Consider the following 20,753-nt stretch of genomic DNA (forward strand, 5'->3'; position numbering starts at 1 on the left):
GACCAATCGAATATGGAATTTGCAAGATAAGAGGTTTTTTATTCACCTCACCTGTTATCATGTAATACAAACGTTCATGCACTTGCTGCATACTCACATCTTCGTGGAAATAAATAATGGCAAGACCAGCTCCTACAAAGAGAAGGAGCCATACCGCTACAAAAAAAATCGGATTGCTAGCTTTTCTGTCATACAAGATTTCAACAATGGTTTGGGAAGGACCAATTAGGTTTACATCATACTGTTTGGAGTGCGAATGAATGGCAGCCAAAATAATCATCGCATCAATTACAACATGGGTCAGATCTGCCTTTGTAATTTCATATACAGGTAAATCTTGCAAAGATACTCGTATATGTTCAGGTGCAGAAATTTGTGCAATGTCCTTTAACTTTAATCGGTAATCTGGAGAGACTTGCAATCGTTGTCGCATTTTTATATATATGGTTTCATCCAAGACGATCCCTCCTATTACAACAGTTCTTTTACTTGTAGTATGGATAAGCATCTTATTTCCATACCTACATTTTTAAATTCTCTATTCTACAGGAAGTGTGGTAGCGCAGTAAGTAAATTACCACGTTGAGTATATACCTCCTTTATCAATTAGCTCTGTTAAACTTGTCTGTTGATTTCCGCTCCAATCAACCTAGTTAAATCAACAATAAGCTTTAAAAGAGCCTATCAATTAAAAAAACCGAATAGGTTATTCCCCTATTCGGTCCTTCATTTCCAGTAAAATTTTCTTTTCTAGTCGAGACACTTGTACTTGTGAAATACCCAGTCTCTCTGCTACCTCAGATTGTGTTTGATCTTTATAATATCGAAGATAAACAATGAGTCTCTCTCGTTCTTCAAGACCTTGAATCGCTTCTTTTAAAGCCAATTTATCGAACCATCTCGATTCAGTCTGGTCTGCTATTTGATCCAAGATAGTGATAGGATCTCCATCATTCTCATACACGGTTTCATGAATGGATGACGGGGAGCGGCTTGCTTCCTCTGCCATGACTATTTCTTCTACCGTAAGCTGCAAAGCATCCGCAACCTCAGATACAGTAGGAATACGCCCAAGCTTCTTTGATAACTCATCCTTCATCTTGCGTACTTTATTCCCTGTTTCTTTTAATGAACGACTAACCTTCACGGTTCCATCATCGCGCAAAAACCTTTGGATTTCACCAATAATCATGGGTACAGCATAAGTAGAAAACTTAACATCGTATGATAAATCAAATTTATCTACCGATTTTAACAATCCAATACAGCCGATTTGAAATAAATCCTCTGGCTCGTATCCACGATTAAGAAAACGCTGTACCACTGACCATACGAGACGCATATTGCATTGTACAATCGTATCTCGCGCTGTCTGATCCCCTGCTTGGCTCTTCTGAATCAATTCCTTCAGCTCATGGTCTTTCAACTGTACTTTCCCATTTTCTTTTCTCACCTCTATGTCCATAGGTTCGTCTCCTTAATTGCATAGAGCGTTACTGTTCGACAAATACTTAGTAAGATGAATAGTTGTTCCGAAAGATTCATTTGTTATGACTTCTACTTCGTCCATAAAGTTTTCCATAATTGTAAATCCCATACCGGAACGCTCTAATTCAGGTTTTGTGGTGAATAATGGCTGTCTTGCTTCTTCTAAGTTTTTTATCCCTAATCCTTTATCACGAATTGTTATTCGAACGGTTCCTTCTTCTAGCGTCACCGTAATGTATACGATACCTTCGTGATTTCCTTCATAGCCATGTATAATGGCATTTGTCACTGCTTCTGATACAACTGTTTTAATTTCAGTTAATTCCTCTAAGGTAGGATCAAGCTGTGCAATAAATGCTGCTACTGTTACACGAGCAAACGACTCGTTTTGACTGAGGGCTGAGAATTGAAGTTGCATTTCATTTTTCATTTAGGCCACCCCCAATGTAGCAAGTGCATTCTTCTCACTTGTTTCCAAACGAATGATTTTAAATAAACCAGACATTTCGAATAGACGTTTTACAACGGGTGAGATTGCACATACGACCATTTCTCCTCCTAAACTTTTTACATGCTTATATCTGCCAAGTATGACTCCAAGTCCGGAACTGTCCATGAATGTTAAATGTTCTAAATTCAAAATGATATGATGTACCTGGTTGATTTCTAAAGTATTCATCACACGACTACGTAATTCCTCAGCAGTATGATGGTCAAGCTCCCCACTTAAACGAATACACAAAACATCACGTTTTACTTCCATGTTGATTATTAAACTCACGTTTATTTCCTCCTTTTCAAGCGCACTAGCGCAAAAAAGCATAAGGAGTCTTTCGCTGACTTACAGCATGAATCCTTCTAGGCGACAAAAGAAGTGATAATTCGAAGAAATAGAGTTGTCTTTGTCGAGATTTCTTCCTAATAAAATGAGAATAAGATGACGCAAATGGGAATTTAATTGCCTCTTGCGTCATCCGAGAAAATATTTTTTTAACGTTAGAGACTAGTCAGAATCATGCTCCGCATACTTACGTAGCGTAAAACGAAGGTCCATCCATTTTCCTTATTCGGTCTTTGAAAACATACTGAAATTCCGTTTCACCAACTCCCAAAGACTAGCTTGCTTCACATCCTCACTTGCGATTAGTGGTTCTTTCGTTACAACTGTATCTCCTTTTTTTACAAGAAGAGTTCCTAATGTATCTCCCTTTTTAATAGGCGCTTTCACAGTCGGTTCCACTACAATTTCTTGCTTCATCGAATCAGCTTGTTCTCCTCTTTTTAGAAGGAGGGATACTTGATCTTCCGTTACAAGATTAACTGTTTTCTTATCGCCTCTACTTACTTTCACAGATGTAATAACTTGATCTTTACCAAATAATTTTTTGGTAGCATATTGACTGTAAGCAAAATCAAGAAGTTTTGTAACCTGCGCATTTCGTTCCTTTGATGTAGGGGCACCCATAACGACTGCGATAACACGCATACCATTTCTCTCAGATGAGGCAGTTAAACAATAACGCGCCTCTGCTGTAAATCCTGTTTTTACTCCATCTACTCCTGGATAAAAACGCACGAGCTTATTCGTATTAACCAGCCAAAATTTTTTGTCCGTATTTTCACGTAAATAATCCTCGTATTTCCCTGTGTACTTACGAATAAGAGGATATTTCATTAACTCTCTTGCCATGATTCCCATATCATAAGCAGTCGAATAATGATCTTTTGCGGGTAACCCGGTTGGATTTTGAAAATGAGTATTTTTCAGTCCCAAAGATTTAGCCCTTTCATTCATCAATTTCACAAATCCCTCTTCGGAACCAGCTATATGTTCAGCCATTGCAACCGAAGCATCATTTCCTGAAGCGATGGCAATCCCTTTAAGCATTTGATCAACGGTCATTTCTTCGCCTGGCTCTAGAAAGATTTGAGAACCACCCATGGAAGCAGCATATTCACTCGTTCTGATTTTTTCATCTAGCTTCAACTTCCCTTTTGCCACTTGTTCCATAATCAATAACATCGTCATAATTTTTGTCATACTCGCAGGCGGAAGCTTTTCATTGCTATTTTTCTCAAAAAGAATTTGACCAGTATCCTGTTCGAGCAACACAGCAGATGACGCTTGCTCCACCAGCTTTGGTTGATCTTCTTTTTGATTTTGTTTTGTATCTGACTGCGCTAATCCGACCGAAGTGGCAGAGCTAAATACGGTGAAGCTAAGTAAAATTGCGAATAATCGTTTCATTTTTATGCACCCTCCATTCCATATCACACCTATTTTTTCCATTTAAAAAAGGTTTATTCATTTTTCTTGCAAAAGAAGAGGGAAAAGGATACAAAAAGACCGAAATAGAAAAACTGATTACTCAGCATTCTACTTCGGTCCATAAGGTTACTAGAGGGGAACTGGTTATTTCTGCAATAAGATTATCATTCGTTTATAAAATACGGTGCAAAAGCATTGCCACGAGCTTTATTTCTTCATCATTCCACGGTGCAAACTTTTCCTTATAGTATTGCTTACGCAAAACCTCAAGTTTATTTGCAACTATTCTTCCTTGTTCTGTAATTTCTAAATTAACAATTCTACGATCAAGATCTGAACGTGTCCGGGAAATATATTCTTTTTCCACTAAACGATCACTAACGGCCGTAACATGACTGGATGTCACATCTACTTCACTAGCAATCTGTGATGCTGTTTGAGGACTACTATGCATAAGCGCTCGTAAAATTACAAATTCATTCCAAGGCATATATTCTGAAAATAACTCATTAATCTCTGCTTGGACCTTCCGAATCATATGCCTAAGCGATACGGATACATCTAATAATAGGGTTTCTCTATTTTCTTTCATTTTATTCGACCACTTTCTTCGTTTACAGCCATTATAAATCATTCTCATTTTCTTTGTATACATTTTCTTACACAATTTCTTCTCAACTGACATGACACCTCGTCATATTCACTTCTCCCTTTCATATACATGGTTATGAAGCGAAAGTGCTGCATTCTTTGAAAAAAAGGAGTGGGGAAACTTATGCAATATACAAATCCATATATACCACCATATAGGGAAACAAAAGATAAATTGCTAGAGGTTCATGGAGAAGGAGTAGTAAAGGCAAAACCAGATTATGTGGTTATAACGCTTGGCATTATAACTGAGGACATGACCGTACAAGCAGCACAAGAAAAAAATGCAGCTGCTTCGCAAGTATTGCTAGCTTCCCTAAAAGAGATGGGCATACCCGAAAGCAGCATTGCTACGTTATCTTATACTATTACACCTTTATATAGTGAGGAAGGAGGTAAAACAACGCTACGAGGTTATCGCGTTGAACATCTATATGAAGTAACTGTCCCACATGTACAACAAGCAGGTAAAGTTTACTCCGTTGCTACAAAGGCAGGGGCAAATATTACTGGTGGCCTAACTTTTCGTGTATCACAGCCTACTACGTATACAAATCAAGCATTAACAATTGCTATAACAAATGCACTAGAAAAAGCAACAGTCATTACAAACACCTTGCATGTCACGCTGCACCCCATTCCGATTTCCATAAAAGAGCAAGGCTCATATTCCGAAACTTATACAACAGCACGAGTCATGACAGTTCCTTCCATCCAACCAGGTGAAGTAACGATTTCAGCTCGTATTGTTGCTACCTTTACCTATACATAAAACGACACATACAGCATATGTGTCGTTTCTTTTCTTCGCTATAAAGCTACGTCCTATTTCTACTTAAACCATCCTTTTTTATGAAACCATGTCATCATCGCAACAAAAATAAATAACATTAGAAAAATACAAATAAAATACCCATATTTCCAATTTAATTCAGGCATATTTGAAAAATTCATACCATATACACCTGCAATAAAGGTAAGAGGCATAAATATAGTAGAAAATACTGTTAATGTTTTCATAATATTATTCATGTAATTACTATTTAATGAAAAATAACTATCACGAATATCTGCAGTTAGTTCACGGTTCGCTTCAATCATTTCTGAAAGCTTCAATAGATGATCGTAAATGTCCTTAAAATAAATGGATTGATCACTCATGCCATAAAAACGTTCTGAGTTAAGAATACGATATAGCAAATCACGCATAGGGACAATTGTTCGTCTTAACCTTGAGAGCTCGGATCGGATTTCAAATACTTCCTCTAGCGAATGACTATCGTTAAATGTTAAATGGTCATCAATTTCGTTTAAACGATCTTCTAGAAAATATAACGGAGGAAAACAGTCATCTACGAGTCGATCAATCATCATATGTGTTACATGTAACGGACTATTTTTCAATCTTTCTTTTTGCGCAAATGTATTCCAAGTATCATCTAATCCAGGTTCTTCTTTCCAATGAAACGAGACGCAAAATGATTCACCAACAAATACATCTACTTCTTTTGGTGTTAATTCTTCTCTTGAAATAGAATGCAACACAAGGAAATGGTAGCCATTATAGAAATCTATCTTTGGACGTTGTACATTTTCTAAGCAATCTTCAATTGCCAAAGGATGAAAATGAAAATGATCTTTCAAAACTGACACATACTCTTCTTCTGATGGATTAAACAAATCAACCCAGCACCATACTATGTCATCACGAAAACGATCTTCTAATGCCATATTGTAACGCACTTCATTCTGTGTTGTAATCCCGCATACACGGATCAATCCGTTCACCCCATTTTTTCACCAAGCCTGTTTTATATCAACTGTCTAATGCAAGTATAATAATCATTGCAATATGGAACAATCCCTTTTTTAGAATTACATACCATCTTATAACAAATAGAGATATATGTATTTCAAAAGTTGTTCTTATTCTGTAATCCTATCATAAATAAGCGTCTGCGGCTGGACTGCTATTTTCGATAGCTTTATACTCGCATATATTTTTTCAACGACTTCATTCGTATTTTTATTATTCGCAAATATTGTTACAAGAGAATCTCCTTTTTTCACAACATTTCCAACCTTTTTACGAAGCACAAGCCCAACAGCTAAATCGATTTGGGATTCCTTCGTCGCACGCCCTGCGCCTAAAAGCATCGCTGCTGTCCCTATTTCATCAGCAATTATTTCAGACACATACCCCTCTTCCTTTGCCAGAACCTCTACGATATATGTTGCCTGGGGAAGCTTAGAAGGGTTATCAACCACAGAGGCATCTCCGCCCTGTGCCGATAAAAAACGTTTAAATACTGCTAGTGCTTTTCCATTATGGATGACTTCTAGTAACATAGCACGTGCCTGTTCTAACGAGTCTGCTTTTCGTGCTAAAAGGACCATTTGACTACCCAACGTTAAACAAAGTTCTTCTAAATCCTTTGGCCCTTTCCCTTGTAACGTTTCAATTGCTTCCTTCACTTCTAGTGCATTTCCTATGGCAAATCCAAGCGGCTGACTCATATTCGAAATTACTGCCATTGTCTTACGACCAACACTATTTCCGATTCGTACCATCGCATGGGCAAGTGCTCTAGCATCTTCTTCTGTTTTCATAAATGCACCTGCACCCGCTTTTACATCAAGGACAATCGCATCCGCACCTGCTGCTATTTTTTTACTCATAATGGAGCTTGCAATTAGAGGAATTGAGTTAACGGTTGCAGTAACATCTCGCAACGCATACAACTTTTTATCGGCAGGTGTTAAATTTCCACTCTGTCCAATTATAGCTATTTTATTTGTGTTGACGAGCCGAATAAATTCCTCATTCGTAATTTCAACGTGAAAACCACGAATAGATTCGAGCTTATCAATCGTACCACCTGTATGGCCTAACCCCCGGCCTGACATTTTCGCAACAGGTACACCAACAGCTGCAACAAGGGGCCCTAGCACAAGAGTCGTGGTATCACCTACTCCGCCCGTTGAATGCTTATCTACTTTTATACCTTCTACTTTCGATAAATCTATGTAATCTCCGCTATTTACCATCGCCATCGTTAAATCTGCTCGTTCTCGATCGTTCATATCTTGAAAGTAAACAGCCATCGCAAATGCACTCATTTGATAATCAGGAATGTCGCCCTTTGTATAACCTTCAATAATAAAATTAATTTCCTCTGCAGACAATTCATGTCCATCTCGCTTTTTGGCAATTAAATCGACCATTCTCATCTATTCATCACTCCTATAATGTTCTCACAATTTCTTTCACAAGAGATAGAAAATTTGCTTTTACGCGCTCTGTCGTTGCAATTACTTCATCGTGATGGAGTGGTTGATTTAAAATCCCTGCAGCCATATTCGTTATACAAGAAATACCAAGTACATTCATCCCGCTATGTCTAGCAACAATTACTTCAGGTACCGTTGACATTCCTACGGCGTCTGCCCCTAACGTACGGAACATATGAATTTCAGCTGGTGTTTCGTAAGAAGGTCCTGTTACTGCTACGTAAACTCCTTCTTGTATCGATATTTGCAATCGATGTGCAGCATCCTTAGCAATATTTCTCAGATTATTTGCATAAGGGTGTGACATATCAGGGAAACGTACACCTAAATTCGAATTATTTGGACCTATTAGTGGATTCGTACCCATAAAATTAATATGGTCACGAATAATCATTAAATCTCCAGGTGAAAATGAAGTGTTAACTCCTCCTGCTGCATTAGTAACAAGCAAGGTTTCCACGCCTATCGCTTTCATTACGTGAACAGGCAAGGTTACAAGATCCATATCATAGCCCTCATAGTAATGAAAACGGCCTTGCATAGCAACAACAAGAACACCCTTTAAGGAACCGAATACAAGCTGTCCTGCATGACCTGCTACTGTTGTATTCGGAAACCCAGGAATGTTCTTATAGCTAACTTTAACAGGATTTTCGATTTCATCAGCTAACACACCAAGTCCAGAACCAAGAATCAACCCTATCTTCGGAATAGATGGAAACTTCTCTTGTAAATATTTAGCTGCTTTATCAATCGATTCGTAATTCATGGTATTCATCTCCTGTTATTGTATTTGTTTTAAAAAGCTTTTCCCGTACTCCGGCATAGTTACATGAAAGTTTTCTGCAACCGTAGCCCCAATATCTGAAAATGTTTCTCGAAGCGGTAGTTCCTTACCTTCTTTCATAGATGGACTATACACAAGTAAAGGAACGTATTCCCGTGTATGGTCGGTTCCTGCATGAACCGGATCATTGCCATGATCTGCGGTAATGATAAGTAGATCGTCATCCTTAAGTGTGTCTAGCACCTCAGAAAGACGTTCATCGTACTCCTGCAGCGCTTCTCCGTACCCTTGTGGATTTCGTCTATGACCGTAAAGAGCATCAAAATCTACTAAATTTAAAAAGCTAAGACCTGTGAAATCCATATGCAAGGTTTCCATTAACTTATCCATACCATCCATATTCGATTTCGTTCGAAGAGACTTTGTAACACCCTCCCCGTCATAAATATCTGAAATTTTTCCTATTGAAATTACGTCGTATCCGCCATCTTGTAATTCGTTCATTACCGTACGACCAAATGGCTTTAATGCATAGTCATGACGGTTTGCAGTTCGTATAAAGTTTCCAGGCTCTCCAATGAACGGGCGCGCAATCACGCGTCCAACCATATATTTTTCTTTCAATGTTAATTCTCGTGCAATCTTACAAATGGAATACAGTTCATCGATTGGTACGATATCTTCATGCGCAGCGATTTGCAATACACTATCTGCTGATGTATAAACGATAAGAGCACCTGTTTTCATATGTTCTTCCCCAAGTTCATCAAGAATAGCAGTACCAGAAGCTGGCTTGTTCGCAATAATTTTACGTCCTGTCCGTTTTTCAAGTTCATCAAGTAGCTCTTTTGGAAACCCTTTCGGAAAAACGCGGAAAGGGGTATCAATATAAAGGCCCATGATTTCCCAATGCCCCGTCATCGTATCCTTACCAACTGATTGTTCTTGCATCTTTGTATAGTAAGCCATGGGCCGTTCGCTTTTTTCAATTCCCTTTATCTCTCGAATATTTCCAAGTCCTAATTTCGCCATGTTTGGCATGTATAATCCGTTCATATACTCTGCAATATGACCGAGCGTGTCTGCGCCTTCATCACCAAAAGATGGAGAATCTGGCGCTTCTCCAATCCCTACAGAATCCATCACAATTAAAAAAATCCGTCTATATTTATTCAACACAACTACCTCCTATTCACTACCATTAACACAAATTATTTTATGTCAGATGTCAGACCTTATTAGCAAAACAATATTTTTTTCTTTTATTTTAGTATATCTCATATAAAACGGGACTTCAAACAAGAATTGGCAAGCAGTAGCAGGACTTCTCGTAAGCGATGAATGGCAACCTTTTTCTAGAATATCCTACTCGAGCAAAGTTTCTATTACACAGAATAAAGAAAGCTGATGGTCAGTCCATCAGCTTTCTTTATTTTACTTCTACAACTTGCTCTATATGATTATGAAGCTGATCCTTTTCAACATGCACTTTTACATGATAACTTCCTGCTTCTTTAAATACTGGACTAGCATTATATTCCCCCTGAATTCCTTCCTTTGCCGGAACAAACTCATGCTTTTCATTTCCATCTTTCCACATTTCAAATTCGACCGATGCTCCTGTTAATACAGAACCATTTTGTTCCACATGTGCCATCATTTTTGATGCTGCATTGACTTGTAAAGAATCTGCCATGAGGCGTATAGACAAGTCACTATGATCATGTTCATCATTACCGGTATCCTTTGTAACTGCTGCATTTCCTACCGTAACCTTTACTTCTGGCATTACATGCATATCTCTGGCATTGGTGTGGGCGATAATATGATAGACTCCATCCTCTGCAAATGTGATTTCTGCTACATAGATTCCATTTTGTCTATGCTGTGCTGCTGTCATCGTATGATTTTGATCCGCATCTTTCCACGTTTCAAATTTTACATCTTGCGCATCGTCGACCGCTTTTCCGTCCTGCGTAACAATTGCTTGTAGTTCTATTTTTTCATTCGATTTTAATGTTTCCGGATTTGTTTTTACTTCCACCTTTACTTCTTTGGGCACGGCATCCTTTTGCGTATTGTTCTGGCCTTGCGAATTGCATGCAACTAGCGCAATGAGTGAAATACATAGTACTGCTATAACCTTTTTCATCGTTCACTCCTCCTCTAATTTAGTATAGAAGAACAAAAAAGAGTTTGTCCACATTAACAAGGTTGATAGATTGAAAACAATGCAAGGAGAAAATGTGAAGTTTTTGTGAAGAAAATAAAAGCAACTACGTTTTCCTATTATAAACATCATTATGCCCTCGGATGAAACTGTTTATATACGTCTTTTAATCGTACCTTTGAAACATGCGTATAAATTTGTGTTGTCGAAATGTCTGCATGGCCAAGCATTTCCTGAACCGCTCGTAAATCAGCCCCGTTTTCTAATAAATGAGTCGCAAAAGAGTGCCGAAGAGTATGCGGCGTTAAATCCTTCTGGATGTTCGCCTCTTTCGCAAGCTTCTTTAAAATTTTCCAACACCCTTGGCGTGATAATCGCTCTCCGTGGTGATTTAAGAAGAGTGCATCTGTTGATTTTTTATTACTTGCTAGCTCACTTCGTCCCTGCTCAATATATCTCGTGATTGCCTCTGTTGCTATCCCACCAAGCGGAATGATTCGTTCTTTATTTCCCTTACCAAGACATCGTACGAAGCCCATCGTCAAATGAACGTCAGGTAAATTTAAGTTAATTAGTTCCGAAACACGCAAACCTGTTGCGTATAACAATTCAAGCATTGCCTTATTTCTAAGTCCATAGGCAGACCTATCTTTCACTTCAAGTAGCGCTTCTACCTCTTCTATGGATAGCACATTCGGTAATTTACGTTCCAGTTTTGGTGTTTCAATGTGCACAGAAGGATCACTTTCTGCCACACGCTCACGTAACAAAAATTGATGAAAGGAACGAATCGAAGCAATATGACGTGCAATTGTTTTTGAAGATTTATTTTGATCTTTTAATAGATGTAAGAAATGTATAATGTGTATACGGGTCACAGCAGTAATATGGATTCTCTCAACTTTATCTATATATTGCAAGTAACTTTTCAAATCACGTTCATAAGATGTGATAGTATTACCTGCTAGTCCTTTTTCAATCCGCATATAATGTATAAAATCCTTTAGATGTTCATCCAAGTTTCTCTACTCCCCATTTTCATAGAAAAAAATTAATCGATTCATCCAAGTACTAGCAACCGATCCGTCTAGTGATACTTCTTCAACCGATTCTCCCTTTGGCTTTTCAAATCGATGATAGTTTTGATATTCTTCATTTATCCATACTATAGCAAAATAAAAAAGAAGCGTACAACTAGTAAATAGCAGAAAAACCTTGAGTATATGAACGATCAATATGAAACCATTTCGCATGTTTAGCCCTCCATATGCTTTGTTATTACAACATATGCCAGGCTTACTCTGCTTTATACGTTATCGAATAAAAAAACCTTTTCCAGATAAGGAAAAGGTTATTTATCGCTTTGTTTTTGCCTACATGTATGACAAATCCCATAAAAAGTGAGTCGATGATCCTTCACTTTAAAATTCCACTTTTGCTCTACTTTAATTTCTACATCTTTTAATAAATCCTCTTGAATTTCCTCTACCATGCCACATGTTGTACATATGAGGTGATGATGAAAACGAGAAGCTCCTTCTTTTCGTAAGTCATAACGCGAAACACCGTCACCGAAATTAATTTTATCGACAATCTTTAGTTCCGTTAACAATTCTAACGTACGATAAACGGTTGCAAGTCCGATCTCGGGCGACTTTTCTTTTACAAGGAGGTAAACATCTTCCGCGCTAAGGTGGTCTTCTTCATTTTCTAGCAGTACACGTACAGTAGCTTCTCTTTGTGGTGTAAGTTTATAGCTTGCTGCATGCAATTGTTTCTTGATACGATCAATTCTTTCTTCCATTCGGTACTTTTCCCTCCCTCGCCACTCTTACACCATTATATCAAAAGTAAGGAGCGTGTCAAAAGAAAATAGTAAAGATAAAATGATTCTTTATATTATATAATAATTATTTCTATTTAATAGCTGTCATGATGGTTTTCATAAGCATTGGTGAAATATATGCTTCTATAGCAGAAGCAAGCAGGAGGACTACTCCCATAATAATAAAAAAAACTGTGTATCGCATAAAAAAAGGAAGAACGGGTCCACGTATTCTCCGAACAAACTGATGCCGAATCATTTGCAATGAGAAACTGACAGATACGACAGTCATGACAATACAAGCAGGAATGATAATTAGGTTTTGGGGGAAAACAGCTGCAAATGATAACATAATTCCATTCCATCCTAGCTGATTTACTAAAAATCCGACAGTAAATCCAACAACAACTCCCTTTAAAAATAAAAGGATAAAAAGAATTGGTAAACCAATCATTGAAATACCTAGCAACCAAATAAATCCAATATATTTCAAGTGGGAAATATAACTTTCTTGAAACATCTCACCTGTACTAGCAAACTTCCCTTCGGATACTTGTCCAAAAAATTTACTAAGATAGTAATACAAATCCTGTTTTTGACTCTCTTGTAAGCTATTTACGAGAATCGCACCGAAAATAACTCCCATGACTAACAAAATACAGACAAATATATAAAGTGAGGAGTGCTCCTGAATATGACTAGCAGCTCGATCCTTCCATGATTTTCTCACCGTATAAACCCCTTTCTTTCTTCTTTGCTACATTGTATGAGAGAAATGGTAGATTATGAGTTATACAACGAATGGATTTCAGTTTTTTTGTTTGATACACTATGTATAAAGGAGGGATAGATGTGAATCCATTATTACTTGATTTTCCAACTATGTTTCAAACGAAACGACTACAAATTCGAAAACCATTTCCTGGAGATGGAACTGAATTGTATGAGGTATATCAACAATCGAAAGAAGATATTGATTTATGGATAACGTATGGTGCTGCCACTCAGTCTGAGGATCAAGCAGAAGCAGACGTGAGAGAAGCCCACGCTAAATTTTTATTACGTGAACAACTTCGCTTTCATTTGTATGTCAAGGAGGATAGCACTTTTATTGGAAGTATCACTCTTTATCCAATAGACTGGGACATTCGGATATTCGAGATTTCCTTCTGGCTTGCAAGTAGCGCAACTCACAAAGGTTATATGACCGAGGCACTTACTGGTGTAATTACATTTGCTTTTGAAAAGCTACAATGTAATCGTCTTGAAATTCGATGTGATGCAGCAAATGAAAAAGCAAAGAAGTTGGCAGAAAATACAGGTTTTATGCTAGAAGGTATACTACATAAAAATTGTAAGGCAGTGGGTAGTGACGAACTTCGCAATACATGTATCTATGCAAAAATAAAAGAATAGGCAAAAATACCTATTCTTTTATTTTGTTAATTGTAGATATTGAAGAGCCATAATCGTCTTGCTATCATGAATACGGCTTACCTTCATTAGTTCGAGTGCTTCTTCCAGTGTAACTTCTAGCAGCTCTACAAATTCATCCTCATCTAGACTCGCTTTTACTTCCTTTTTTTCCAGTTGAATCGCTTCAAACAGATAGACGATTTCATCTGAAAATCCAGGAGATGTATAAAAAGAAGTAATAAGCCGCATTTCCTTACAAGTATAGCCCGTTTCTTCGTCAAGCTCCCGCATTGCACAATCAATAGGCCGTTCACCCTTTTCTAGCTTACCTGCAGGAATTTCAACAAGCATCTTTTCTAATGCCTTCCGGTATTGATCGACTAATACAATCTTCCCTTCATTCGTAACAGCAATAATAGCAATTGCACCAGGGTGCTTTACAAGTTCTCGTTTACTTGTATTTCCATTTGGCAACTCAACCTCATCTACTTGTACGTGAATCACTCTACCAGAAAAGATTGGAGTAGTAGTAATCGTACGTTCTTCAAAATGATTCAACCTATTCATCTCCTTATCCGAATTCCTATAGTACACGTAATTAGTTTACCATATTCTAAAAATGAAGTTTGACTATGTGCTGAACGATTTGTCTTAAAACTTAGATTTCCTTACAATAGAATAAGGGGGGATGAAGATGAGAAAACGTCAGGTCGGCTCGTCCGACTTATTCGTAAGTAATATTGGCCTTGGTTGCATGTCTCTCGGAACAAATGAGAAGGAAGCCATATCTATGCTACATTCTGCTATTGACGCAGGAATTAACTATTTAGATACTGCGGATTTATATGACTACGGTTTAAATGAAGAATTTGTAGGAAAAGCCTTGCGGGGAAGAGTAAGGGAACAAGTAATTGTTGCTACAAAAGTTGGAAACCGCTTTACGAAAGAGAAGAACGGATGGAACTGGGATCCATCAAAAGCATACATTATGGAAGAAGTGAAGGAAAGTTTACGCCGCCTTGGAACAGATTATATCGATTTATACCAATTACACGGAGGAACGATTGAAGATCCAATTGAAGAGACCATAGAAGCCTTCGAACAGTTGCAAAAAGAAGGAGTCATTCGCTACTATGGAATTTCTTCCATTCGGCCGAATGTCATTCGAGAATATTTAAAATATTCTCATATCGTAAGTGTAATGATGGAGTACAATCTATTGAACCGTCGTCCTGAAGAACTATTTTCATTGCTTAACGAGAACCATGTAAGTATCATTGCTCGTGGTCCTGTTGCAAAAGGGTTGCTAACTGATCACAATGAGCATAAATTAAAGCAAGCGATGGATAAAGGCTATTTATCCTATTCCTATGAAGAGCTGGAACATACTATTGGTCTTGTTAAACTTGCCAATACACGTTCATTGGCAGAAACTGCTATACAATACTGTCTATCAAGCCCCGTAGTTGCCTCTGTTATTCCAGGAGCAAGTTCACTAGAGCAGCTCCGTGAAAATGTACGCGTTGCTGAAGCAATGCCGCTAACAAAGAAAGAATACGACCGGATTTCTTCCATTACAAAACAAGATCGATATACATTGCATCGATAATTCAGATTCTAGTTCATATTGAAAGCTATTCAAATCTATGCTTTTGAATAGCTTTCTAAATTATCCTATTTATAATCTTTCCATGAAAGTTCACTTTCGCTTAAAAGTTCTTCAAACGATTTATTTTTTTCACGTTCATGTCGTTCCTTTATTTTTCGTTCCTCCTCTTGCTTTTGACGCATTTCTTCAGCTGAAGCAAGTTGCTTCTTCTTTTCTTTTAGCTGTTGTAATATGCTCCCATCTATTCGTTCACTCACATGTAATGATTCGTCCGTATGATCTTTGTTATTCTTCTTCATTTTTGCCATAAAACTCACTCCTTCCCAATTATTATAGTAAAAGAACTGTAAGATTGCCAAGATTGTTAGAATCTTTCTATAGTAAAAAAGGTGATTTTTTTGAAATAAAAATATTAAAAATAGGCTAACTTTTCGTAAAAGTTTATTAATCCCATAAAATACAGTAGATTCCTTTCTAGTAACATATTAGAATTACCTGTGAATAATGTTAAAAAATAGGAGGGGAATTAACTACATGTGGAAAAAATCAATTGTAATGACTGTATTAGCTAGCTCACTTACTATTTCTGTAGTATTAGCTGCGCCGCAAGCGCCAAGTAACAATGTCGTCGACGTTCAGTTGTTAGGCATCAATGACTTTCACGGTCAATTAAATACTGTTAGTAAAATTGGAGGCCGCGAAGCTGGTGGAATCGATTATTTAGCCGCCTATTTACGGGATCGTGAAAAACAAAATCCAAATACTCTACTTGTTCATGCAGGAGATATTGTAGGAGCAAGTCCGCCAATCTCAGCTCTATTGCAAGACGAACCAACTATCAATATATTAAATACGTTAGGATTTGATGTAGGAACTGTCGGAAATCACGAATTTGATGAAGGCGTTGATGAACTAAAGCGTCTTATTTACGGCGGATATAGCAATATAACCGGTAATTTTAAAGGAGCAACATTCCCTTATGTCGCAGCAAATGTAATCGATAAAAAAACAGGAAAACCTATACTCCCACCCTTCACTATTAAGAATGTGGGCGGGGTAAAAGTTGGCTTTATCGGAGTTGTCACGACAGAAACAGAAAATATTGTCATGCCTAGTATGATTGAGAGCGTTCGCTTTACAGATGAAGTAGAAGCTATCAATAAATATACAGCTGTTTTAAAACGAATGGGGGTAAAAGCAATTGTAGTGCTTGCCCATGATCCAGGAATTACTGATAAATCTGAAAACACGACAGGTGATCTCGCACGTATTGCTGAAAAAACCGATTCAGAGGTTGACGTCATTTTTGGTGGCCACAATCATGCATACGCCAATGGGAATGTAAATGGGAAGCTAGTAGTAGAAGCATACTCTTACGGGACAGCCTTTGCAGATGTTGATTTAAAGATAGACCGCACCACAAAAGATATTGTTGCGAAAAAAGCAGAAATTGTAACTACTTACCGAGATAGTATAAAACCCGATCCACAAATAAAAATGATGGTAGACAAGTATGCCGAGCAAGTTGCTCCTCTCGTAAATCGGGTGGTGGGGACTTCCACATCCGCTATAACACGAGATTCATCAAATGCCGGGGAATCCGCACTTGGAAACTTAATCGCAGATGCACAGCGCTCTACCATGAATGCACAAATCGCACTTATGAATCCGGGTGGTATCCGTACTGATTTGGATGCCGGTGACATTACATGGGGAGAGCTATATAACATTCAACCATTTGGAAATCAGCTTAAAATGCTAACCCTTACAGGAAAAAATATTCGCGATATCTTGAATCTGCAATGGCAAGGCTCAAAAACAAGATTTCTTCAAGTTTCAGGTTTAACATACACATGGGATGCAAATCAACCGGTCTCATCAAGAATTCTAGATATATATCTATCTAATGGTGAAAAAATAGAAGATAACAAAACATACACAGTAGCTGCCAACGCCTTTCTTGCTGAAGGTGGAGATGGATTTTCTCCTTTCAAAAATGGGACGAACGTAATAGTAGGCCCTGTAGATTTAGATGCCTTAGTAAACTATATAAAGGCGTCTAAAAGTCCAATTTCTGCTGCAATAGAGGGTCGTATTAAGAAATTGAACTAATTATAATTTGAATAGGATGAATACATGAGATCATCATAGAACAAATAAGTAAGTAATTTCTATGATGGTCTTTTTTATCAAAGAGGATAATTAATAAAATATACAAATATAGGATGGCAATAACACCCCTGTCATCTTATTCTACTTGCAATCCTGTTAAACTCTATCTCTTAATGTTTTGTAGATTCTCGTTCTACAATATAATGATTACTAGAACTTTCAGAAACAGGAATATGTTTTATTTGCTGGATAAGGTTCATCACCGCATCCTTTGTTTGATTTAAAGAATTTGTTTGTACGGTCGTTATGGTCGGATAAATCATTTCCCCTATTTCACTTCCATCAAACCCCATTACCTGCAATCGGCCAGGAACAGATAGATGAAGGATATGTGCTGCACGTATTACACCAATTGCTGCCTGTTCACTACTAGCTAGGATTGCGTCAACAAAAGGCGCATCTCGAAAGGCTTTTATTATAGCTTGTTCTGCTTTATTAATAGTACTTCCATCCTCAATTACACGATATGGTACTCGATTTTCCTCTACAGTATCTATAAAAGCTGCCAGCCTCTCGCTCATCAGTAGGGAAGATTCTCCTTTAAGAAAAGCTGGAAACTTTACTCCTCTAGCAAGTAAATATAGCGTAGCCATTTTTGAACTTTCATAATTATTTTCTATCTCTTCTTTCAAAACTATGTATGGTACAGAAAAAGACGGCGCCATCATTCGCTTATACGCCGATGCCGTAATAATGACTCCAGCGACACCAAAATGGCGAATTAAATCTGCTATGCTTTTATTTGATGTATTCCATATTAAAATTTCAAAGCCTTCCTTATCAGCAGTGACTTGTATCGAACGTAACATAGTTGAAAACATAAAGGGTACATAATCGTCTACAAGAAATGCCAATAGGGCCTGAGACTTCGATTGTACAGTTGAAAGGGTATTCATTTTATATTGTAACTGTTTAATTGCGCGTTCAACTTGTTTTACCGTTTCCTCACGGACGTACCCTTTTTTATTTATAACACGTGAAACAGTTGCAATGGACACTCCTGCTAATTTAGCTACATCACGAATAGAAGCCAAGAACTCACCTCGTTTGGGAATAGATTACAATTTTACCGTAAAGCATACAAGTGAACTCGTCAAGATGAAAATAAATATCTACCCCTACAAATAGGATAGAAAGATAGAATATCACTATAATCCTATGGTAAAATAATCGATAGTAAACGGGCAGGAGGATGATCATGACAGTACTATTGGGGCTTCTCCTATTTATCGTACTTCTTTTTTTGGGGATTGGAATTACATTCTCAAATAAAGTCATGTATATACGAAAAAAATCGGACGAAGAAATTTTAGCACGTGAAGCAGGTAGTTATTATAATGTGGACGAGTTTCATGCTATGGTAAAGGAAGAGATTTTCATCCCATCTCCTTTTGGATATTCTCTTAACAGTCTCTTCATTCCAAGCAACAGTAAGAAATTTATGATTTTTTGTCATGGCGTTACTGTTAATAAAATAAACTCAATTAAATATAGCAATTTGTTTCACAAACGCGGATTTAATATTCTTTTATATGATCATCGTAGACATGGAAAAACAGATGGACGTACGACAAGCTATGGGTATTATGAGAAACAGGACTTAAAAGCGGTTGTAGACTACGTGAAAGAGCGATTTCATCCTGAAACAATTGGTATTCACGGAGAATCCATGGGGGCTGCAACACTTTTGCAATATGCAGGTTCAGTGGAAGATGGTGCCGATTTTTACATAGCTGACTGCTCATTCTCTGACTTCTATGAACAACTTGCCTATCGATTGCGTGTAGAATATCATTTGCCTCAGTGGCCAATACTACCGATTGCATCCCTATTTTTAAAATGGCGGGATGGATACTCACTTAAGGATGTATCACCAATAACATCCATCCAAAATGTAACTCATCCCATTCTTTTTATCCATAGCAAAGAGGATGATTATATTTTACCTAGTATGAGCGTAGCTTTATTTAATAAAAAAATAGGGCCAAAACAGCTTTTTCTTGCGGAAAAAGGAACACACGCTCTTTCTTATGGAAAAAATAAAGAAGACTACGAAAAAACACTAGATTTATTTTTACATGATTATGTATTTCTAGAACAGGTGTAACAGCTTGTTCTTTTTTTAGTATTTTGGCTTTGTTACAGCTTATTGTTGATGTACAACTAGGTTGATTGGAGCGGAATAGGACAGGCAAGTTTAACAGAGCCTAGTTTCTTGAAAACATAGGCTCTTTATATAGAAATTTCTATTGTTTTTTCAGCAGAAGGTGCAAAAATAAGTTTCTGTATTTGCTCATCAGATGGAATTTCAAATAATAATGTCTCCTTCACCATGCGTTGCGATGCTATGCGTGTCTCCTTCATCACGGTTCCATCTGCAACGCTTGGTAGCGTTCCATATATATGTCCACTACTACCAAGCAAATTAAACTGATTTGTTACTACAGCAATACTTGTATTGCCACCATTATGTAATAGGATCTGAACAACAACAAATATTTTTCCATTTTCAGCATGCCAATGTTCATAATTCGTCGTAGTCACCTTATTGGTTACACGCAATTCTATTTGTGGATTTTGGTTTTGTACTACTTGCACCTTTCCTTCCTGCATTGTCTTTCCACAGCTGCTGGCTATCATACATACGATTGCAAGTAACACCAATCTCATTTGCTCACACCTTTTGCATTCATCATAATTTTATGATGTTCAACTGCTTATGATTTATACACGGATAAGGGAAGCTATTCAATATGTATATCGGTAATGCATGGCATATTCTTTATAATAAAATTCATTGCTTCTTCTACATTAGAGAAGGTTTCCGTTTCAAACGTTACTTCATTTTGAAGCAACCATACATCCCTATGTTCTGTCATACTTGAAACAGACCATTGAAGAAGAGTATAAGGATGGTTCTCGTTTAAAAACGAAACCCATGTTCGTTCCATTGCAATTTCCTTCATTTTTTCATATGTTTCATTCATTCTGTAACTCACCTTTGCGTATATTTATTGGCATTGTACCACACATACTGATGAAAAAGCTTTCGTTTCCCTTTTCAGTAGCTTGCAA

Annotated in this window: 25 protein-coding genes; 5 read left to right on the plus strand and 20 right to left on the minus strand. The window is 37.4% G+C overall.

What is annotated here, in order from left to right:
• From AC11ZT_RS05100 to AC11ZT_RS05125, 6 genes are all read right to left on the minus strand, one after another.
• A partial coding sequence (locus tag AC11ZT_RS05100) for a stage V sporulation protein AA (RefSeq protein WP_484058565.1) occupies positions 1–457 on the minus strand: 457 nt, incomplete at its 3' end.
• A gap of 249 nt (positions 458–706) precedes the next feature.
• Complete coding sequence (gene sigF, locus AC11ZT_RS05105; protein WP_484058566.1) at positions 707–1,465, minus strand: RNA polymerase sporulation sigma factor SigF; 759 nt, start codon at positions 1,463–1,465, stop codon at positions 707–709.
• A gap of 12 nt (positions 1,466–1,477) precedes the next feature.
• The gene (gene spoIIAB / locus AC11ZT_RS05110) at positions 1,478–1,918 is read right to left on the minus strand and encodes an anti-sigma F factor (protein ID WP_484058567.1); all 441 of its coding nucleotides are present in this window, start codon (positions 1,916–1,918) and stop codon (positions 1,478–1,480) included.
• Positions 1,919–2,269: an anti-sigma F factor antagonist gene (gene spoIIAA / locus AC11ZT_RS05115; RefSeq protein WP_484058568.1), complete on the minus strand. Its 351-nt coding sequence runs from the start codon at positions 2,267–2,269 to the stop codon at positions 1,919–1,921.
• Positions 2,270–2,551: 282 nt separating this feature from the next.
• Positions 2,552–3,736 (minus strand): D-alanyl-D-alanine carboxypeptidase family protein, encoded by a 1,185-nt coding sequence (locus AC11ZT_RS05120; protein WP_484058569.1) that lies wholly within the window; start codon positions 3,734–3,736, stop codon positions 2,552–2,554.
• Between the two features lie 193 nt (positions 3,737–3,929).
• On the minus strand, positions 3,930–4,349 hold the full coding sequence (locus AC11ZT_RS05125) for a MarR family winged helix-turn-helix transcriptional regulator (protein ID WP_484058624.1): 420 nt from the start codon (positions 4,347–4,349) through the stop codon (positions 3,930–3,932).
• 183 nt (positions 4,350–4,532) lie between these two features.
• Here AC11ZT_RS05125 and AC11ZT_RS05130 point away from each other — a divergent pair, with 183 nt between their 5' ends.
• Positions 4,533–5,180, plus strand: coding sequence for an SIMPL domain-containing protein (locus AC11ZT_RS05130; RefSeq protein WP_484058570.1), 648 nt, complete (start codon positions 4,533–4,535; stop codon positions 5,178–5,180).
• Between the two features lie 59 nt (positions 5,181–5,239).
• Here the strand turns inward: AC11ZT_RS05130 and corA are convergent, their stop codons facing one another.
• The 9 genes from corA to spoIIM form a co-directional block, all read right to left on the minus strand.
• Complete coding sequence (corA, locus tag AC11ZT_RS05135; protein WP_484058625.1) at positions 5,240–6,187, minus strand: magnesium/cobalt transporter CorA; 948 nt, start codon at positions 6,185–6,187, stop codon at positions 5,240–5,242.
• 147 nt (positions 6,188–6,334) lie between these two features.
• Entirely contained in the window at positions 6,335–7,639 is a 1,305-nt protein-coding gene (locus tag AC11ZT_RS05140; RefSeq protein WP_484058571.1) for a pyrimidine-nucleoside phosphorylase, read from the minus strand.
• A gap of 13 nt (positions 7,640–7,652) precedes the next feature.
• Positions 7,653–8,468: a purine-nucleoside phosphorylase gene (locus AC11ZT_RS05145; RefSeq protein ID WP_484058572.1), complete on the minus strand. Its 816-nt coding sequence runs from the start codon at positions 8,466–8,468 to the stop codon at positions 7,653–7,655.
• Positions 8,469–8,483: 15 nt separating this feature from the next.
• A complete protein-coding gene (deoB, locus tag AC11ZT_RS05150) occupies positions 8,484–9,662 on the minus strand; it encodes a phosphopentomutase (protein ID WP_484058573.1) in 1,179 nt (392 codons plus the stop codon).
• Between the two features lie 253 nt (positions 9,663–9,915).
• On the minus strand, positions 9,916–10,638 hold the full coding sequence (locus AC11ZT_RS05155; protein WP_484058574.1) for a FixH family protein: 723 nt from the start codon (positions 10,636–10,638) through the stop codon (positions 9,916–9,918).
• Positions 10,639–10,787: 149 nt separating this feature from the next.
• The gene (gene xerD / locus AC11ZT_RS05160; RefSeq protein ID WP_484058575.1) at positions 10,788–11,675 is read right to left on the minus strand and encodes a site-specific tyrosine recombinase XerD; all 888 of its coding nucleotides are present in this window, start codon (positions 11,673–11,675) and stop codon (positions 10,788–10,790) included.
• Between the two features lie 6 nt (positions 11,676–11,681).
• The gene (locus AC11ZT_RS05165; protein WP_484058576.1) at positions 11,682–11,909 is read right to left on the minus strand and encodes a YqzK family protein; all 228 of its coding nucleotides are present in this window, start codon (positions 11,907–11,909) and stop codon (positions 11,682–11,684) included.
• A 98-nt stretch (positions 11,910–12,007) separates the two neighbouring features.
• Positions 12,008–12,460, minus strand: a complete 453-nt coding sequence (gene fur, locus AC11ZT_RS05170) for a ferric iron uptake transcriptional regulator (RefSeq protein WP_484058577.1) — start codon at positions 12,458–12,460, stop codon at positions 12,008–12,010.
• Positions 12,461–12,572: 112 nt separating this feature from the next.
• Positions 12,573–13,211, minus strand: coding sequence for a stage II sporulation protein M (gene spoIIM / locus AC11ZT_RS05175; protein ID WP_484058578.1), 639 nt, complete (start codon positions 13,209–13,211; stop codon positions 12,573–12,575).
• A 122-nt stretch (positions 13,212–13,333) separates the two neighbouring features.
• Here spoIIM and AC11ZT_RS05180 point away from each other — a divergent pair, with 122 nt between their 5' ends.
• Complete coding sequence (locus AC11ZT_RS05180) at positions 13,334–13,897, plus strand: GNAT family N-acetyltransferase (RefSeq protein ID WP_484058579.1); 564 nt, start codon at positions 13,334–13,336, stop codon at positions 13,895–13,897.
• An 18-nt stretch (positions 13,898–13,915) separates the two neighbouring features.
• On the opposite strand, the gene AC11ZT_RS05185 is transcribed toward AC11ZT_RS05180, so the two are convergent.
• A complete protein-coding gene (locus tag AC11ZT_RS05185; RefSeq protein WP_484058580.1) occupies positions 13,916–14,464 on the minus strand; it encodes an NUDIX hydrolase in 549 nt (182 codons plus the stop codon).
• 127 nt (positions 14,465–14,591) lie between these two features.
• Here AC11ZT_RS05185 and AC11ZT_RS05190 point away from each other — a divergent pair, with 127 nt between their 5' ends.
• On the plus strand, positions 14,592–15,506 hold the full coding sequence (locus tag AC11ZT_RS05190; protein WP_484058581.1) for an aldo/keto reductase: 915 nt from the start codon (positions 14,592–14,594) through the stop codon (positions 15,504–15,506).
• Positions 15,507–15,571: 65 nt separating this feature from the next.
• Here the strand turns inward: AC11ZT_RS05190 and AC11ZT_RS05195 are convergent, their stop codons facing one another.
• Positions 15,572–15,814: a YqkE family protein gene (locus AC11ZT_RS05195; protein ID WP_484058582.1), complete on the minus strand. Its 243-nt coding sequence runs from the start codon at positions 15,812–15,814 to the stop codon at positions 15,572–15,574.
• Positions 15,815–16,040: 226 nt separating this feature from the next.
• Between AC11ZT_RS05195 and AC11ZT_RS05200 the strand changes: the two genes are divergently transcribed.
• On the plus strand, positions 16,041–17,618 hold the full coding sequence (locus tag AC11ZT_RS05200; protein ID WP_484058583.1) for a bifunctional metallophosphatase/5'-nucleotidase: 1,578 nt from the start codon (positions 16,041–16,043) through the stop codon (positions 17,616–17,618).
• Between the two features lie 170 nt (positions 17,619–17,788).
• On the opposite strand, the gene AC11ZT_RS05205 is transcribed toward AC11ZT_RS05200, so the two are convergent.
• Positions 17,789–18,712 carry a LacI family DNA-binding transcriptional regulator gene (locus tag AC11ZT_RS05205; RefSeq protein ID WP_484058584.1) on the minus strand — a complete coding sequence of 308 codons (924 nt, stop codon included), beginning with the start codon at positions 18,710–18,712 and terminating at the stop codon, positions 17,789–17,791.
• Between the two features lie 164 nt (positions 18,713–18,876).
• On the opposite strand from AC11ZT_RS05205, the gene AC11ZT_RS05210 reads away from it, so the two are divergent.
• Positions 18,877–19,785 carry an alpha/beta hydrolase gene (locus tag AC11ZT_RS05210; protein WP_484058585.1) on the plus strand — a complete coding sequence of 303 codons (909 nt, stop codon included), beginning with the start codon at positions 18,877–18,879 and terminating at the stop codon, positions 19,783–19,785.
• Positions 19,786–19,910: 125 nt separating this feature from the next.
• Here the strand turns inward: AC11ZT_RS05210 and AC11ZT_RS05215 are convergent, their stop codons facing one another.
• Both AC11ZT_RS05215 and AC11ZT_RS05220 read right to left on the minus strand, forming a co-directional pair.
• Positions 19,911–20,348 (minus strand): DUF4352 domain-containing protein, encoded by a 438-nt coding sequence (locus tag AC11ZT_RS05215; protein WP_484058586.1) that lies wholly within the window; start codon positions 20,346–20,348, stop codon positions 19,911–19,913.
• Positions 20,349–20,422: 74 nt separating this feature from the next.
• On the minus strand, positions 20,423–20,665 hold the full coding sequence (locus AC11ZT_RS05220; RefSeq protein WP_484058587.1) for a DUF2552 family protein: 243 nt from the start codon (positions 20,663–20,665) through the stop codon (positions 20,423–20,425).
• Positions 20,666–20,753: the final 88 nt, after the last annotated feature.

Source organism: Ectobacillus sp. (assembly GCF_056992975.1).